This is a genomic window from Mesorhizobium sp. M4A.F.Ca.ET.022.05.2.1, assembly GCF_003998845.1.
Lineage (GTDB): Bacteria > Pseudomonadota > Alphaproteobacteria > Rhizobiales > Rhizobiaceae > Mesorhizobium.
In genome coordinates this window covers 1-14734 of the sequence record NZ_RZOJ01000056.1, presented here as the reverse complement: position 1 = coordinate 14734, position 14734 = coordinate 1, and the positions used below count along the sequence as shown (strand labels likewise).

At 60.0% G+C, this 14734-nt stretch carries 12 protein-coding genes and 6 pseudogenes; 10 read left to right on the top strand and 8 right to left on the bottom strand.

Going from position 1 to position 14734, the window contains the following annotated elements; all coding sequences use genetic code 11:
* From EN745_RS36890 to EN745_RS09320, 4 genes and pseudogenes are all read right to left on the bottom strand, one after another.
* A pseudogene (locus tag EN745_RS36890) lies at nucleotides 1-128 on the bottom strand (nicotinate-nucleotide diphosphorylase (carboxylating)); the annotation flags it as partial.
* On the bottom strand, nucleotides 125-1669 hold the full coding sequence (locus tag EN745_RS09330) for an L-aspartate oxidase (protein WP_127421095.1): 1545 nt from the start codon (nucleotides 1667-1669) through the stop codon (nucleotides 125-127). The pseudogene EN745_RS36890 and the gene EN745_RS09330, both read right to left, overlap by 4 nt.
* A pseudogene (gene nadA / locus EN745_RS09325) lies at nucleotides 1666-1917 on the bottom strand (quinolinate synthase NadA); the annotation flags it as partial. The gene EN745_RS09330 and the pseudogene nadA, both read right to left, overlap by 4 nt.
* A gap of 5 nt (nucleotides 1918-1922) precedes the next feature.
* A pseudogene (locus EN745_RS09320) lies at nucleotides 1923-2498 on the bottom strand (hypothetical protein); the annotation flags it as partial.
* A 544-nt stretch (nucleotides 2499-3042) separates the two neighbouring features.
* On the opposite strand from EN745_RS09320, the gene EN745_RS37460 reads away from it, so the two are divergent.
* The gene (locus tag EN745_RS37460) at nucleotides 3043-3642 is read left to right on the top strand and encodes a cold-shock protein (protein WP_189362999.1); all 600 of its coding nucleotides are present in this window, start codon (nucleotides 3043-3045) and stop codon (nucleotides 3640-3642) included.
* A 1087-nt stretch (nucleotides 3643-4729) separates the two neighbouring features.
* On the opposite strand, the pseudogene EN745_RS09305 reads toward EN745_RS37460, so the two are convergent.
* Nucleotides 4730-6169: pseudogene (locus EN745_RS09305) on the bottom strand (ISKra4 family transposase).
* An 84-nt stretch (nucleotides 6170-6253) separates the two neighbouring features.
* On the opposite strand from EN745_RS09305, the pseudogene EN745_RS09300 reads away from it, so the two are divergent.
* The 4 genes and pseudogenes from EN745_RS09300 to EN745_RS09280 all read left to right on the top strand — a co-directional run.
* Nucleotides 6254-6351: pseudogene (locus EN745_RS09300) on the top strand (IS5/IS1182 family transposase); the annotation flags it as partial.
* 159 nt (nucleotides 6352-6510) lie between these two features.
* Nucleotides 6511-7173: a hypothetical protein gene (locus EN745_RS09295; RefSeq protein WP_127421093.1), complete on the top strand. Its 663-nt coding sequence runs from the start codon at nucleotides 6511-6513 to the stop codon at nucleotides 7171-7173.
* A gap of 763 nt (nucleotides 7174-7936) precedes the next feature.
* Nucleotides 7937-8185 (top strand): type II toxin-antitoxin system Phd/YefM family antitoxin, encoded by a 249-nt coding sequence (locus tag EN745_RS09285; protein WP_127421092.1) that lies wholly within the window; start codon nucleotides 7937-7939, stop codon nucleotides 8183-8185.
* A 3-nt stretch (nucleotides 8186-8188) separates the two neighbouring features.
* Nucleotides 8189-8623, top strand: a complete 435-nt coding sequence (locus EN745_RS09280; RefSeq protein WP_027038690.1) for a PIN domain-containing protein — start codon at nucleotides 8189-8191, stop codon at nucleotides 8621-8623.
* Between the two features lie 480 nt (nucleotides 8624-9103).
* On the opposite strand, the gene EN745_RS09275 is transcribed toward EN745_RS09280, so the two are convergent.
* Together EN745_RS09275 and EN745_RS09270 are read right to left on the bottom strand one after the other, a co-directional pair.
* Nucleotides 9104-10030 carry a LysR family transcriptional regulator gene (locus EN745_RS09275; protein WP_127421106.1) on the bottom strand — a complete coding sequence of 309 codons (927 nt, stop codon included), beginning with the start codon at nucleotides 10028-10030 and terminating at the stop codon, nucleotides 9104-9106.
* Nucleotides 10031-10367: 337 nt separating this feature from the next.
* On the bottom strand, nucleotides 10368-10589 hold the full coding sequence (locus EN745_RS09270) for a hypothetical protein (RefSeq protein ID WP_127421091.1): 222 nt from the start codon (nucleotides 10587-10589) through the stop codon (nucleotides 10368-10370).
* A 540-nt stretch (nucleotides 10590-11129) separates the two neighbouring features.
* Between EN745_RS09270 and EN745_RS09260 the strand changes: the two genes are divergently transcribed.
* Nucleotides 11130-11486, top strand: a complete 357-nt coding sequence (locus EN745_RS09260; RefSeq protein ID WP_127421090.1) for a type II toxin-antitoxin system RelE/ParE family toxin — start codon at nucleotides 11130-11132, stop codon at nucleotides 11484-11486.
* Between the two features lie 88 nt (nucleotides 11487-11574).
* Here the strand turns inward: EN745_RS09260 and EN745_RS36875 are convergent.
* A pseudogene (locus EN745_RS36875) lies at nucleotides 11575-11719 on the bottom strand (glutamine--fructose-6-phosphate transaminase (isomerizing)); the annotation flags it as partial.
* A gap of 432 nt (nucleotides 11720-12151) precedes the next feature.
* On the opposite strand from EN745_RS36875, the gene EN745_RS09250 reads away from it, so the two are divergent.
* The 4 genes from EN745_RS09250 to EN745_RS09235 all read left to right on the top strand — a co-directional run.
* Nucleotides 12152-12439 carry a gamma-butyrobetaine hydroxylase-like domain-containing protein gene (locus EN745_RS09250; RefSeq protein WP_245487672.1) on the top strand — a complete coding sequence of 96 codons (288 nt, stop codon included), beginning with the start codon at nucleotides 12152-12154 and terminating at the stop codon, nucleotides 12437-12439.
* A gap of 9 nt (nucleotides 12440-12448) precedes the next feature.
* Nucleotides 12449-14185 carry a fumarate reductase/succinate dehydrogenase flavoprotein subunit gene (locus tag EN745_RS09245; RefSeq protein WP_127421089.1) on the top strand — a complete coding sequence of 579 codons (1737 nt, stop codon included), beginning with the start codon at nucleotides 12449-12451 and terminating at the stop codon, nucleotides 14183-14185.
* Nucleotides 14186-14196: 11 nt separating this feature from the next.
* Complete coding sequence (locus EN745_RS09240) at nucleotides 14197-14430, top strand: ferredoxin family protein (RefSeq protein ID WP_031256548.1); 234 nt, start codon at nucleotides 14197-14199, stop codon at nucleotides 14428-14430.
* A gap of 1 nt (nucleotide 14431) precedes the next feature.
* A partial coding sequence (locus EN745_RS09235) for a HEAT repeat domain-containing protein (protein WP_189362998.1) occupies nucleotides 14432-14734 on the top strand: 303 nt, incomplete at its 3' end.

Below are 14734 nucleotides of genomic sequence, written 5' to 3'. Positions count from 1 at the left end.
GTCGTTGCCCGAAGGTCCTTCGGAACGATAGCGTCGGTCGTCAGATCACCGGCCCGGCCGAGATCTTCCAGAAGCGCTGCCCGCACCAGGGGCTCGAGCATGATTGCGGGAAGCGGCGAGAGGTTCATGGCTCGACCTCTTCAAGCGTTGACGAACATGCGAGTTCGTCGGCTGTCGCCAAGGCTTCATCAAGCCTGAGCCTGGAGCGGCGGGCGATGGCGGCACGATCGGGAAAGTCCGTGCGGTAGTGAGCGCCGCGGCTTTCCTGGCGCAGCAAGGCGGCAACCGCGATCATCAGTCCCACTGCGGCGGGGTCGGACGCCGCATTGTGGCGTCTGGCCAGCGGAAGCAATGTCCGAACGGCCTCGCGCAACATCTCGCCATCCCGCTTCACGCCAAGGGTGCGTGTCAAGAGAGGGCGCAACGAGACTGAATCGGGCGCTGGAATTTCGCGTGCCGTCGATCGTGTTCTGACGCCGATCGCAGATCCCGCCACGCTTTCGGCGACCCAGCGCGCGCACACCACAGCTTCGGTCAGCGAGTTGCTGGCAAGCCTGTTAGCGCCGTGCAGCCCGGTCGAGGCGACCTCGCCGCAAGCCCACAGTCCGGCAATGGAGGAGCGTCCCTCCCGATCCACCGCTATGCCGCCCATGTGATAGTGCTGGGCCGGCCGTATCGGAATGAGGTCGTGCTCTGGGTCGATGCCGGCGCCCCGGCAGGCTGATGCGATCGTCGGAAACTGCCGCGCGAATGTCGCCCCAGGCCTTTCCCTCGCGTCGAGGAAGACGCGGTGACCGTTCGCAAGGTGGTTCCACATGGCGCGCGCCAGGACATCGCGAGGCGCAAGTTCCGCCCCTTGCACGCCCTGTAGAAAGCGCTGGCCTGTTTCGTCGACAATGATCGCACCTTCACCGCGAACCGCTTCACTGATCAGCGGCATCGGGCGATCCGGCCCGTCAAGCGCGGTCGGATGAAACTGGATGAATTCCAGGTCGGCAAGGACAGCACCGGCGCGCGCCGCGAGCGCCAGCCCCTGTCCGCAGCTGCCGAGCGGGTTTGTCGACTCGTGGAACAGGCCGCCAATCCCGCCGGTCGCGAGGACGACCCGTCCCGTACCCAGGAACACAGGACTCATCGAACAGCTTGCCCAAACGCCCCGGACCGTATTGTCCTCCACCGCTAGCCGCCGCGCCTCCACACCCTCGACCACCACAATCGACGGCGTGGAACACACGGCTTCGACCAGCGCGCGCATGATTTCCTGTCCGCTGCCGTCGCCCCCGGCATGAACGATGCGCCGGCGGCCGTGCGCGGCCTCCAAGCCAAGGCGCAGTGCTCCTTCAGGCGGCCGATCGAAGCGGACCCCAAGGGTTTCCAGAGCCTCAATCGCGTTAGGAGCCGCATGGAGAATGCGGCTGGCGATGTCTGCGTCGCAGAGCCCATCGCCGGCAGCGAGCGTGTCGGCGAGGTGCAGCGCCGGATCATCGTCATCGCCAAGGCTGGCAGCCAGCCCGCCCTGTGCCCACGCGCTCGATGCTTCAGATCCGAGCGGCGTCCTCGACAAAATAAGCACGGGTTCTGGCGCCAGATGAAGCGCGGTCAATAATCCAGCAATGCCGCCGCCAATGATGATGGGCCGGCCAAAGAAGCTGCGGACATCCGCACTCATAAGGCGAGCATCCGCTCGACGGCAAGTCGCGCGCGCCCGGCGATCTCCGGCTCGATGGTTACGACATGGCGGTTCTGCTCCAGCGCCTCGCGGATGTTGGCGAGCGTGATCCGCTTCATGTGCGGGCAAAGATTGCAGGGCCGGATGAATTCGAGCTCTGGATGCTGGAGCGCGACATTGTCGCTCATCGAGCATTCCGTCAGCAGCACGACGCGTGGCGGCTTTTGCCTTTCGACATAATGGGACATGGCGTGGCGGCTTCGTAGAGCAGCTCATAGCGTTGAAGCGTGAGTTCCTCGTTCCAATGGCGGTCGTCAAAGCCGAAGGCGATCGCCGCCCGCCGTCGCCGGTCGAGGCGCGTCGCGCCGTCGTCAGCGCCGTCCGCCCATTCGATGAGGCGCAGCCGCAATTCGTCCACGACCGCGGGTGTGCCGGAGCGGTGATCCTCCCACGGGAAATAGTCGTACCAGCTTCCCCAGTGGCGCCCGGCCGAGCCGCCAGCCTTGTCTGGATGGGTGAGCGCGAGGTAGCTGATCGAAATCACGCGCTGTTCGCCGCCGATCCGGTCGCGATCGGCGAAGGTGTAGAGCTGTTCGATATAGCCGAGCGGCTGGCCTGTCTGTTGTTCCACCCATCCCCTGAGACCCGACTGCGGCGAACGATGAGCAAGCTCGAATGGCCCCGAGGGCAGCGCTGCTTCCTGTCCAACGGTGAGAACGCAAGGTCCACCACCGTTCGTTGCCACAACGACGGCGATCAGGTCGGCTTTGACGTCGTTGGCCTCAACCGCGGCCTTGCCTTTCCTGATGCCTTTTGCGCGATCGTCCATGGTCCCCGAAGTAGTTGGGCAGAGCTTTGCCGCGTAGGCAGCTGAACCGATTAAATTTGGTTTTGTCTGATAATTGTCGACCCGTCAACACCACGCGCCGTGGCGATTTTCGGCTTTTCGCGGCTGCACAAAAATGTGCCGAATGCGACAGCCGTGATTGGTACCGTTGGGGAAGGAGGCGTCCATCGAGTGCGGTTGCTAACTCCAACGCGATCACGCCGCCAGATGTTCGTTCGAAAAAGGCGGGACGACGCTCGTCTGCTGACCGCCTATGCCACGCCGATTGCAAAGCTCGTCGATCGACATTGCGACGTTCCTCCAGTTCGCCCGCGCCGCCATCAATGCACTCGAGCACAACCTGTACGAGTCAACAAAATCGACTCGCCGGCACTATTGTTTCAGACGAAATGAATCTAGTTTCAAAGGGTTCGACCGATAGGCCGGGCACAGCTGCGGCCATCACGGCCATTGACATAAACGCGTCGCCCGATTGAGATTATCTTGACGGTAACGTAGTTCGCCATCCATGCCAGTCGAGATAATCATGGGCAAATATCGAGACCATCGCGAGCCACGCGGGCATCGCCATGACGATGACCCCGTTTCCTTTTCGGAACGGACCTCCGAGCCAAGCTACTTTCAGCGCGCAGCGACGGTGACCGCACACCCTGTCGACGCCGAAGTATTGTGGTTCACAGGCAGCAAGGGATTTGGCTTCGTCAAACTGTCGGACGGCAGGGAGGCCTATCTGCACGTCCGAGTGCTAGAGGCGGCCGGATGCCGGGATGTTGCCGAGGGGACGCCTCTGAAGGTCACGATCGAAAAAAGTCCGAAAGGTCATCAAGTCGCGCAGGTGCTGGAGATCGGCGATCAGACCCCGAAAACTCCCTCGCATACGCGCGTCGCTGGAGAGACGAGCCTCGAGACGGGCGCGCAGCCAGAGAGCGGGGGCACGGTCAAGTGGTACAAACCCGAAAAGGGCTTCGGCTTCATTGCTCCTGACAACGGTGAGAAGGACGTCTTCGTTCATGCCAGCACCCTAACCCGTTCAGGGCTCGGCGTGCTGGTGGAGGGACAGAAGGTGGTTGTCGAATGCGGGCAAGGCAAGAAGGGCTTGGAAGTCCGGAGCATTCGCCTCGCCTAGTAACAATTGAGCCCGATTAAGATACCGATATCGGCCAAGCTCGCACCGAGACTTTGGCTAAGCTGTGGCGCAACGGCCGCTATGCTCTCAAACTGAAAGGGCGAAGGCGGTACGGGCGACAAACAGAGCAGCAAGAATGGTCCAGCGGCTTCGCATTTGGATCTTCCCCAGTACTGTGAACCATGCCGTTGGCTTGGCATTTGAGTGTCACGCACCCGGTCCTTGCCGGTCTTGGCATAGACGCTTCCGGCCTACGTTAGCGCCGACTTATGATGTATAAAGGCTGTGAAGACCTTAGTCGCCGCTTAGGGGACCATTGGTGGATGCGGTCGGAACACGACGCATAGCGGGCTTGGCAGGCGTGATCGTCGCGGCTGCCGCGCTCAAGGAAGTCGTTCACATTGCGAGGCTGTTTCGTTCTCTATCTTCGACAATCTTGGCAATGACCACGTCTGGGTTCCCGCAATCGGCAGCGCGGCTCGTCGCGCCACGCGTCATTCAATGCTGCATCGCCTGCTCCGAGCAAAACAGATTGCGAGGAGCCGCAACTGCGGTGCAGCGAAGCTGGATCGAGGGTTGGCGGATAACCTGCCCCGTTTGCAGACAACGGCAGCAAGAGACGAGGGAGGGGGCATCTGCCCTCGCAAGCACGTCATCGCCGTTCGAGGATCTTTGGCCAAACGCCGTCCATGGGGAGGAGCTCATCGATCAGTCGCTTCGGGGAGCATCTGTCGGTGGGGTATCGCCAATCGATATCGCCCGGTTACTGCTCATCAGACGATGCCCAAAGCGCTCCCGTCATCAGGCATCGATACGCCACTCCACCATCCTTGGCGCCGTCGTTCAAGGTTTCGATGAGCTTGTAGCCGAACAGGGTCTCCCGAGACCTACGATTGCAAGACCCATTTTGCCTATCGGACTTCGCATGGCGCTGCTCGCTGGTATCTCAATCGTCTATCAGGCAGGGCCTACGTTAGTCTCCGAACTCAAGCGCCAAACGCTTGGCGTCCATTACACTGATTCGCTGCAAATCGGCGCTGGCATGTCGGCTTCGAGAAACTCTCAGAGACCGGTAATTTCTCTGGGTTCAGGCGGCGCGTAGAAGAGGCGGTTTGGGCTTGAACATTGGAGGCACGTTCAGTTCTGGGTGTCGGAAGGGCGCCCGCAGCCGGTTGCGAAGTTCGCCATTGATCTCCGCCGCCCGGACCTGCATGAGCATATGCGCACCGTGAAGCGACCAGCGCATCTGCTGCTTCTTGACCATACGTTTCCCGACGACTGAGTTGACCGCCGACTCAGCGAGAGTGGTGGCGACGCGAAGCCCAGCCCGGTAGCGCTTTCCATAGTTGACGATCGCCGCGGTTCGAACGGACATAGGTCAGGAGCTGCTCCCCGAGGCTGTGAAGCCGTGCGATCGAGAACGCGCCTTCCTTCAGTCTTGCTAGAAGTTGCTCCAGGTCGCGGATCGCGCGGCCGACCCGCCCATGCCACAGACGCCACTTCACGGTTCTGATGTCCCTGTCGATGGTTGGAAGCGCTTCAAAGGGGCCTGATTGGGATCGAACGATGTGATCGGCGATCTGCTGCATGGGCTGGATCTTCATGGCAATATGAAACCAGTCGATGATGTGGGTCGTTGGTTTCGGCATGGCACGGGGCAGCCGCTTTAGGATTTCGGCCCCGTCCGAGATCACCGTCACATCCCCAAAGCCGCGATATCCGACTTCCTGGAGAGAGTGAAGAGCACGATCGCGGATTGCCTGCTGGTCGGTGCTGCCGGTGACGAAATAGCGACCGCCCCTTTCGCCCCGTCCCCCGCGGCCGCATCTGGCCACGACGAGCTCGAAATTTCGCGCCGAATGTTGATCAGCGCCACGAACGTGCGTCGTATCAATGCTGATGACGAACTCTTTGCGCCGATCTCCGGGAAGCTGCATCTCAAGCTGGCATCGGTCATCCGTTTGAGACCTCGCGCGCCAAGTTTCCTGCATGACCTGGTCGTCGAGCCGCTTGCCGATCCTGATGGTACGCTTGCGCACGGTCGCATGCGTCTCAGTCGGTTCAGTGGGCAGGAAATCGGCCAGCACCTTCGCCGCCTGCCGGTAGGGCAGCATACTTCCTAGCCGCGCCGTCAGTTCCATCAGCTCCAGTGTCGCTCGATCGGGACAGATTTCCTTCAATGGCGCAAAGGCAACGACCATGCCGGGGTAACAGTCCCGGCACATCATCCAGCGAGGATTGCGTCCACCGTGCCGAAGACGGTTCTGATCCGTCGCGTCGTGTAGTCCTTGACCGGCCGAAACGTATGGCAATCGGGGCAGACACGACGAAAGAGGGAATAGGTATTCGCCTCATGGTTCACGACCGCGCTCTGCAGCGCCACCATGATCTTCTTGCCATCGTCGATCGACAGGCCAATCTCACCGTCGTACAGGCGCTCCCAGCTCTTGTCGATCCGGACTTCCCGGCGACAAACGTCGCCGAACTCGTTCTTCCCCTCGATCGTAACCGTCCATTCCACCGCCATCGCTTTGTCTCCGATCAAAACGATGATGATGGAATGCACGAGCCTAACAACCCGTGTTTGACCCCAGAGAAATTACCGGTCTCCCGCTCGGTCGCTGAGCGCACATTCGCACGGCTGGGGCGTGCCGCAGGCTCGCCAGGGACTGGGAGAAATCCATCGCTTCCATAGAAGCCTGGATGTAAGTCGCTCGCATTCGCCTGCTCACCGCAGGCTCGCAAGAGCTTGATGGTTCCAGCCCTCGTTTTCGTGAAGCCAAACCTTCCAATTCTAACAATCACATCAACTGAGTTATGATCTGATTATGATAGCCATGGCTCGCATAGTTCGAGAGGCTTGTCGGCATGTCGCAAATTTATGTTCCCAGCTCAGGGCCGGATAGCTGGCAGGCGTTCTTGGCTGATCCCGCCAAGCATTGGCGAATGGGCTATTCGGCTCGAACGCTCGCGCACAGCTGGGAAAAGGCGAAGGGTCTGCCGTCCGAAATCGCCGCCATGTTCGACAAACCAGCTGAACTGTTGGCTGCGTTTCCCGAGCACAAGGTGCCGTTGGCCGGTGGGGGCCGTGACAGCCAAAGCGATGTCTTCGCTTTGATCCGATTTGGCGAAGAGACATGCGCGGCTACCATTGAAGGCAAGGTCAAGGAACCATTCGGGCCAACAGTCGGCGAGTGGTTTGCAGAACCCTCAGTTGGCAAGCGACTTCGCATGCTTCAAATCCGCGATCTGCTGGGTTTAGACGCCGTACCCCCATCGGACGTGCGCTACCAACTGCTGCATCGAACCTCATCAGCATTGTTGGAGGCGAAGCGGTTCAAGACGGACGAAGCGGCGATGATCGTACATTCCTTCTCCGTCTCCCGGATGTGGTTCGCTGACTTCGAGCGGTTTGCCAGCCTTTTCGGCATGTCGGCTCGACCAGACCAACCAATCATCATCGTTTTGAAAAGTGGCCGACGCCTTCGGTTGGGTTGGGCGACCGGAAATCCAGAACATCTCGCACATTGAAGGCTCCATCATCTTGCAAACGAGACTGTAAACGTCAAAGCAGATGGGTGACGCCTGCGAGATGGTGGTCGCCGCTGAACTGACCCTTGCCGGAGTGCCGGCTCTCAAAGTTCCTGACAACTGGCCTGGCTATGATGTCATCGCTCAGCCAGTCGGGCATTCCCCGCAAAGGGTGTCTGTAAAATCTCGAACGTTCAAACACGGGCCGTCCTACGTCACCTACGACGACTTCGATCAGTTCGATTGGCTTGCAATCGTTATCCCTTCTGCCAGATGTGACAAATGGCAGGGCAATTTACCTGATCCCGAGAGACGTTTCCGACGCCCTCGCGCGCAGGGATAAGCCAACCAGCAAGACGGCTGCCGAGCGCTATTTCCGGGTCGATCAAGTTGAGAGTTTGTTTGAAAAATATCGCAACAACTTCATTCTCAACCCTGTCGGGCGAGGCCTTGTGGCAGCGTAGTGCCGTAAGATGAGATACTTTCGACCAACCCTTCCGGGATTGCGGAGCGGCAAGGAGGGAGTGCCCCGCCGGCGTGGTGATTGTGGCAGCCTTGAGGTGTCGTGCTGCTCTCGGAACGTCTGGAGTACGACTGAGCTCGCCGAGCAGAATCGGCGGCAAATTCCATCGTCCGGGGTTGCGGCGATTTCCGCCCACGGCAGCACTCCAGACGTTAATTGAAGGATAGGACAACGATCCTATCTCTTGCACCTGTCAACAAAATGGACTATGACCATCGGTAGTCATATGGAGACGTCGACATGAGAGAGATTCAGCTGAAGGACGCGAAGGCCACCTTGTCGGCGGTGGTCGACCAGGCCGTTGCCGGGGAGCCTTCCGTGATCACCCGCCACGGCAAGCCGGAGGCCGTGCTTGTGTCTTTCAAAGAATGGGAGAGGGTTTCCAAGGTGCCCAGCTTTGCAGACCTCCTGCTAGCCTTCCCGGGCGACCCCGACGACATTCCGGAACGGAGGCGGAAGCCCGCCCGCGCTTTGCGTGAGGGCTTCTAGCCCGTGTATCTGCTGGACACGAATATCGTGTCGGCCGACGCGCCGACGAAAAAGGAAGTCGGCTTGCAGCCGTTCGCCGACTGGCTGCACAAGAACAATAACCATCTGTACATGTCGACGGTCACGGTCGCGGAAATCGAGGCGGGCATTACCCGCGCCGTCAGGATCGGCGCGACGACGAAGGCGGCACGGCTGCGCCGCTGGCTCGCCGCCGTCGAGCAGCTCTATGCTGGCCGCATCCTGCCGTTCGGCATCGAGGAGGCCCGCCACGCCGGCGCGATCATTGACCGGGCGCGGGCGCATGATCCCGGCTTCGAAGACATCGCAATAGCCGCCACGGCGGCAGCGCGAGGCTACACGGTACTGACGGCAAACGAGCGGCATTTTCAGCCGCTCGGGGTGCCGTGGGCGAACCCGCTCAAGGAACTCCCGGCTTAGTCCGCGCGCTCGAAACGAGCGACGGCAAAGCGGTTGGTCTCGAATCAAGATTGATCGCGGTCGTAGATGTAATCTGCCCCCACTGATCGCGGTGGTTCGCCCGCGCCGAAATTCGCACCGCGAGGGATACTTGTTTCTTGCGGCGCGCGGGTCGTTCCTTCCTCAAGTTGAGGTAGCCGAGATCGCCCGGCGTTGTAAACTGATGCTTGGCTCGTTTCGAACAACCTTCAGTTACCGTTCAATGGCCAGAAAGCCCCCATAATCCCCTGATGACCGTGCCAGCTCGATGGAAATCAATCCATATTCCTGCCAGATACTAGAACGGCCGATATCCGAACCGAGCCTCGCTGCTCCGCAATTTCATCGCGACAGTCGCATGCGGTCAAATATCGAATGTCGCCCAAAACCATCTCCAGATTGATGCGGCTCAGGCAGTCGCGGAGGAGCGGTAGCACCTGGAACTTGGTTTGAAGCATCTGCCTAAGGCCGGTCCGGAGCCGTGGCCGACCAGTGCCTGCTCTCGATCAAAGTCTTTACGACCTTTGGGATCAGCTTGCGGACCGCGGAGACGGCTGGAGAGCGCTCATCTTTCGGGTTGACGGCAAGCACAACGGAACGGGTGATCACCGGATCAATGATTTTGACCGTCCGGACCAGGCCTTGAGACGCCTCTTTCTGAATGGCCGACGGGGTAAGGATGGAATACGCCTTTCCTTCCATGACCATATCGATGATCGTGGAAAGGGAGTCGACTTCGAATCTGACGTCCAGCACACAACCGTGTTGCGCAACGACATCAGCCACCGAACGCCTGGCATTGTTGTTGCGCATGGGAACCGCCAGCGGAAACGCGTGCAGGTCGGCGAGCCGTATCGAATCTTCGAATGGCGGCTGGCCGGGCGGCACCACCAGGCAAAACTCTTCGCGGGCCAGCACCGTCATTTGCCCGACGCTCTCGGCAGTGCGGTAAAGGACGGCCAGATTGAAGCGGCCAGCAGCCATCCACTCCTCCAGCGGTCCCGTCATGCCCTCGATCATCTTAAGCGAAATCCTCGGCAATTCGCTTCTTACCGATTCAAGCAGGGGACCGCTAAGGACGCGAGCGGCTCCTGACGGAATGCCAATAGTCACCTCTCCGGAAGGAGCAGCCACCGAGTTGGTCAGTTCCGCCTCAGTGAGCTGAATTTCCTTCAGAATGATCCGCGCGCGCTCAAGCAGCTTTTCTCCCGACGCCGTGACGCTGACACCGGTCCTATCACGAACGAGCAACTGGGTGCCGAATCCTTGCTCCAGTTGACGCACATGCAGGCTTAGAGCGCTTTGAGCGACGTTGAGGGTCGCAGCTGCCTTCGTGAAACTGCCGGCTTCGACGACGCCGACAAAGTATCTTAGCTGCCTGATGTCCACGATGAACAAATCCAAACGGGGCATGATCCCCAGCAGTGCTTTGATCCCAAATCAGGGTTCTGTTCTCCTGGCGTGGTGGTAGCACCCTTCCGCCTGTTCGGGCATTGAGACCTGTCGCCGAGGACCGACCCCACGACCGCGCTGGTCGCGTCCTTACAGGTAAGCCGTTATTCGCCCTCGGTGCTCAAATATTATCGCCGCTAACGCCGGAGAGCCCCGTAGCTGTGGTGCCGACACTCTTGCGTTGCTGAGCGGAATCCGTCGACCCGGGCAGGACGCCCGGTGAACACGTCAATGATCGATCAAAGATACGCTCTTCATTTCATGGCGCTTGGCTCTATCGTTCTCGGCGCGTTTGAGATTGCCACGCCCGTCCGTTATTTTTCGTGCGCCTGAACTCGATCACCTTTGCCGGTTGCTTGCAATGCTCGGCGGTGATCACCGCCTCTATGAGCAGGTCAATGGCCAAGCGAGAATCCCGGCTGACTTGATCATGTCCGCATAAATGGTTGAGGGCCTCGTTGAGGTGGGCGCGCGCTGCGGCGAAATCGCTGTTCAATTAATTCTCCGATCAAGTAACCCAACCCACGTCGGATATGGCCGCCCGCCTCTCAATGGCTTGGAAATATCCACAACCGTTTTTGATTCAAATCGGCAGGATCCAAGTCGGCGGCGCCAGAACAGCCGCAAGCAAGAGAGCATTTGGGCGAGCGCGAAGGCCGGCGCCACATCATATCCGAGACTGATGCAAGGCCGGCTAGACGGATCGACAGGTCCGCCACGCTCCCACACGTGGCGGATTCGTCGGGTAGGAATTATTTATCGCGCGATCGCGGAAGTCCGCTTTCAGCGCTCCCGTCCGTCTCGTTTCCCTCGGTAGCCTAAAACGTGTCGAGATCAGTTGGCCTCATATCCGGCAGCTTTGAAGAAGTTTTTGCACTCGGTTGGCTCGAACAGGTGGCCGATATCCCGCATGCCGCTCCGGGAGGGCCAAGAACGCGGGCCTTTGGGAACCGAGCCTGAGGGCTGACGAAAGCGAATTCAAGGCCGTGTCGGCCCAGGATGTCATTCGGCGCAACCAAAGCCGAAGCCTCTAAGCATGGCAGGGTTCCTGTTTTACCCGCCAGCGGACGCGGCGCAGGACGTGATCTGGAATGATACCGTTGAGCAATGGGGCGAAGCGCAGGCCATCCGCTTTATCACCGACCTTCACAAGCACTTGCAGACCCTTTCCGAAACACCTGCCCTCGGGCGAAAGCTCCCCGGCAACCTGGCGATTTCGGCCGATTTGAAGCTGGACGCCTATTTCAGCCACCACGGCCGGCATTACGTGTTCTTTCGGAGGCTAACCGGTGACCGGATCGGCGTCATAAGCATCCTGCATGATCGAATGGATGTGCCTGTACGGCTGGCCGAGGATCTCCAGGCCCTGGAAGCGCTATCCGAAGACACGTAGCAGGCTCGGTCGGCCCGAAGCCGCGATTTGGCGCCACCGGTGGCCGCATCCAGCTTTTGGTCGCTGGTGCGAGAAAGGCTACCCAAATCTACTCGGTAACGGACTTCGCAAGATTGCGTGGCTGATCGACGTCTAAACCCATGCATGCGGCCGTATGGTAGGCGATCATTTGGATAGGCAGCGCATAGAACAATCGAAGCAAACAGCGGATTCATCTCCGGCAAGATGATGGTCGTCTCGGGCGTAATGCCACATTCAGCCTCGCCCTTCGAACCCGCAATCAGAATGATGCGGCCGTCGAGTTGAGATGGGCGGACACCTGGTGAAGGTCTCGATGCACGACAGACAATGGATCGGTGTCTCGCGGAAGCCATTTACGAGCGCGGCCTTCCGGGCTGAATGGACGGGCTATGTCGCCGCCTGACGTGCCTCCGCCGGCGTCGGGCGCGGCTCTCCGGAAGATAGCGGCACAGCTTTATCTCCCGGCCGTCGGCCGAATAGGCAAAGCGATAGAGTTCTCGTGGCAGACGTGGACGCTGCTCCGTTCATACGTCAATCGACCGGCGTGGCAGATGCAACTGGCGCAAGCATGCTGGAGGCAGGCAATTTATTGCGTGTCCATGTTTCGCTGTTCCCTAAGATTGGGCGAACCATCAGGGAACGTCGTGATACCTCTTGAGCTCAAAGTCACTGCCGCGCGCGACCTTCTGTCCGTTACCTGGGATGACGGTGCGGTCTCGCTCATCCCGGCATCCATACTGCGGGCACGCAGCCGCGCGGCCCAGCAGGTGCGGGCGGACATCGAGGGTAACGAACACTCGTTCGAGACCGTCACCGTGACGAGCGCTGAGGCGATCGGTTCATATGCCATACGTCTGGTTTTCTCCGACGGTCATGACAGGGGCATCTATCCCTGGAGCTATTTGCGCGAAATCGCCGATTCTGCGGCGTGAGGAACGAGAATGGATGATTTTGTCGAAGGGCTGTCGGAAGTCACTTGCGATGTGCTGGTGATCGGCGGCGGCACGGCCGGACCGATGGCGGCGCTCAAGGCGAAGCAGAAAAATCCCGCTCTGAATGTCGTCCTGCTCGAAAAGGCCAATGTGAAGCGTTCCGGAGCCATCTGCATGGGCATGGACGGGCTGAACAACGCCGTCGTTCCGGGATATGCGACGCCCGAGCAATACACCAAGGAGATCACGATCGCCAATGACGGCATTGTCGATCAGGCGCCGGTCTTCAAATATGCCTCGCGCTGCTATGATATCATCCAGGAACTTGACCGTTTCGGCATCCGTTTCCAGAAGAACGCCAATGGCGATTTCGACCTGAAGAAGGTCCACCATCTGGGAACCTATGTGCTGCCGATGCCGAATGGCGATACCGTCAAGAAGGCGCTCTACCGGCAGATCAGACGCGAAAGGATATTGGTCTCCAACCGCTTCATGGCAACGCGCCTGTTGACTGCCAGCGACGGCAGGATCGCGGGCGCCATTGCGGTGAACACGCGCACGGCTGAATTCCTCGTGCTGCGCGCCAAGACCGTGATCCTGTGCATGGGCGCGGCGGGCCGGCTCGGATTGCCGCATTCCGGCTATCTCTTCGGAACCTATGAGAATCCGACCAATTCCGGGGACGGTTATGCCATGGCCTACCATGCGGGCGCCGCGCTCGCGAATCTCGAATGCTATCAGATCAATCCGCTGATCAAGGACTATAACGGCCCGGCTTGCGCTTACGTTGCCGGTCCGTTCGGTGCCTATACCGCCAACAGTGAAGGCAATCGCTTCATCGAAAGCGACTACTGGTCGGGACAGATGATACAGGAATTCTATAACGAACTACAGTCCGACAAGGGGCCAGTGTTCCTGAAGCTCAACCACCTTCATGCCGACACGGTCGGCGAGATCGAAGAGATCCTGCACAAGGTCGAGCGCCCGTCGCGCGGCAGGTTCCATCAGGCGCGGGGCACCGATTACCGCGAAAAGATGATCGAAATGCACATTTCCGAAATCGGCTTCTGTTCAGGTCACAGCGCGTCGGGCGTTTTCGTCGATGAATTCGCCCGGACCACGGTGCCGGGCCTCTACGCCGCGGGCGACATGGCGAGCGTGCCCCACAACTATATGCTCGGCGCCTTCACCAACGGAGCCGTCGCCGGCGAGCACGCCGCCGAAGTCGCGCTGGAAACTGACCTTCCGGATTTCGACGGCGAGTTCGTCAAGGCGGAGCGCAAACGCGTGTTGGCGCCGACGCGGCGCGAGGACGGCATCCCGCCCAACCAGCTCGAATACAAGGCCCGGCGGCTGGTCAACGACTATCTGCAGCCGCCCAAAGTGACGGCCAGGATGCAGATCGGCCAGGCGCGGCTCGCCGAGGTCAGGGATGATCTCGAAACCGCCCTTGTCGCACGCGACGCACATGAGTTGATGCGTTCGCTCGAAGTGTCGTCCATTCTCGACTGCGCCGACATGGCGGCGCATGCCTCGCTGTTCCGCACGGAGAGCCGCTGGGGACTCTATCACAACCGCGTCGATTATCCCAAAAAGGATGACGACAACTGGTTCTGCCACACGCTTCTGCGCAAGGTCGACGGCCGCCTGGTTTCTGAGAAGCGGCCAATTCAAGCCTACATCGTTCCGATCGAGAACGAGGAGCGGACAGCCTATGACCGTCTGCGCGTTTCCAATCAAGCCTGACGGGGGAAATCATGCCGCTTGCGCTTTCACCCACAACTGTTCCCGTCGTCGTGGACGAGGCAAAATGTATCGCCGACAAGGGCTGCACGGTCTGCGTCGATGTCTGCCCGCTGGATGTCCTGCGCATCAGCGATCTCACTGGCAAAGCCTATATGAAATTCGACGAGTGCTGGTACTGCATGCCGTGCGAGAAGGATTGTCCGACCGGCGCTGTAACCGTCAACATCCCCTATCTGTTGCGCTGACATGACTGCTTTCGATCCCTTCGAAGATTTTGGCGATATCGAGGAAATCGGCAAGCGTCTGAACGATGCTGACGCGGCCGTGCGACGGCTTGCCGTGATCGATCTTGCCGAGACGGCGAGCGCGGATGTGCTGCCGCATCTCCTGACCGCAGTTGCCGACCCCGACGCGACAGCGCGTTTGCAGTTGGCGATCGCACTGTCCGAGTTCGACGCCGTTGAGGCGGCTGCGGGCCTTGGCCGCCTAGTGGCGGATCAGGATTTGACGGTGGCCCAGGCGGCAGCCGATAGCCTTGCTGAACTGAAG

Excerpts from the sequence above, each read along its gene's own strand:
- EN745_RS09330 (WP_127421095.1), bottom strand. The coding sequence starts at position 1,669 with ATGAGTGCGGATGTCCGCAGCTTCTTTGGCCGGCCCATCATCATTGGC.
- EN745_RS37460 (WP_189362999.1), top strand. The coding sequence starts at position 3,043 with ATGGGCAAATATCGAGACCATCGCGAGCCACGCGGGCATCGCCATGAC.
- EN745_RS09295 (WP_127421093.1), top strand. The coding sequence starts at position 6,511 with ATGTCGCAAATTTATGTTCCCAGCTCAGGGCCGGATAGCTGGCAGGCG.
- EN745_RS09285 (WP_127421092.1), top strand. The coding sequence starts at position 7,937 with ATGAGAGAGATTCAGCTGAAGGACGCGAAGGCCACCTTGTCGGCGGTG.
- EN745_RS09260 (WP_127421090.1), top strand. The coding sequence starts at position 11,130 with ATGGCAGGGTTCCTGTTTTACCCGCCAGCGGACGCGGCGCAGGACGTG.
- EN745_RS09245 (WP_127421089.1), top strand. The coding sequence starts at position 12,449 with ATGGATGATTTTGTCGAAGGGCTGTCGGAAGTCACTTGCGATGTGCTG.
- EN745_RS09240 (WP_031256548.1), top strand. The coding sequence starts at position 14,197 with ATGCCGCTTGCGCTTTCACCCACAACTGTTCCCGTCGTCGTGGACGAG.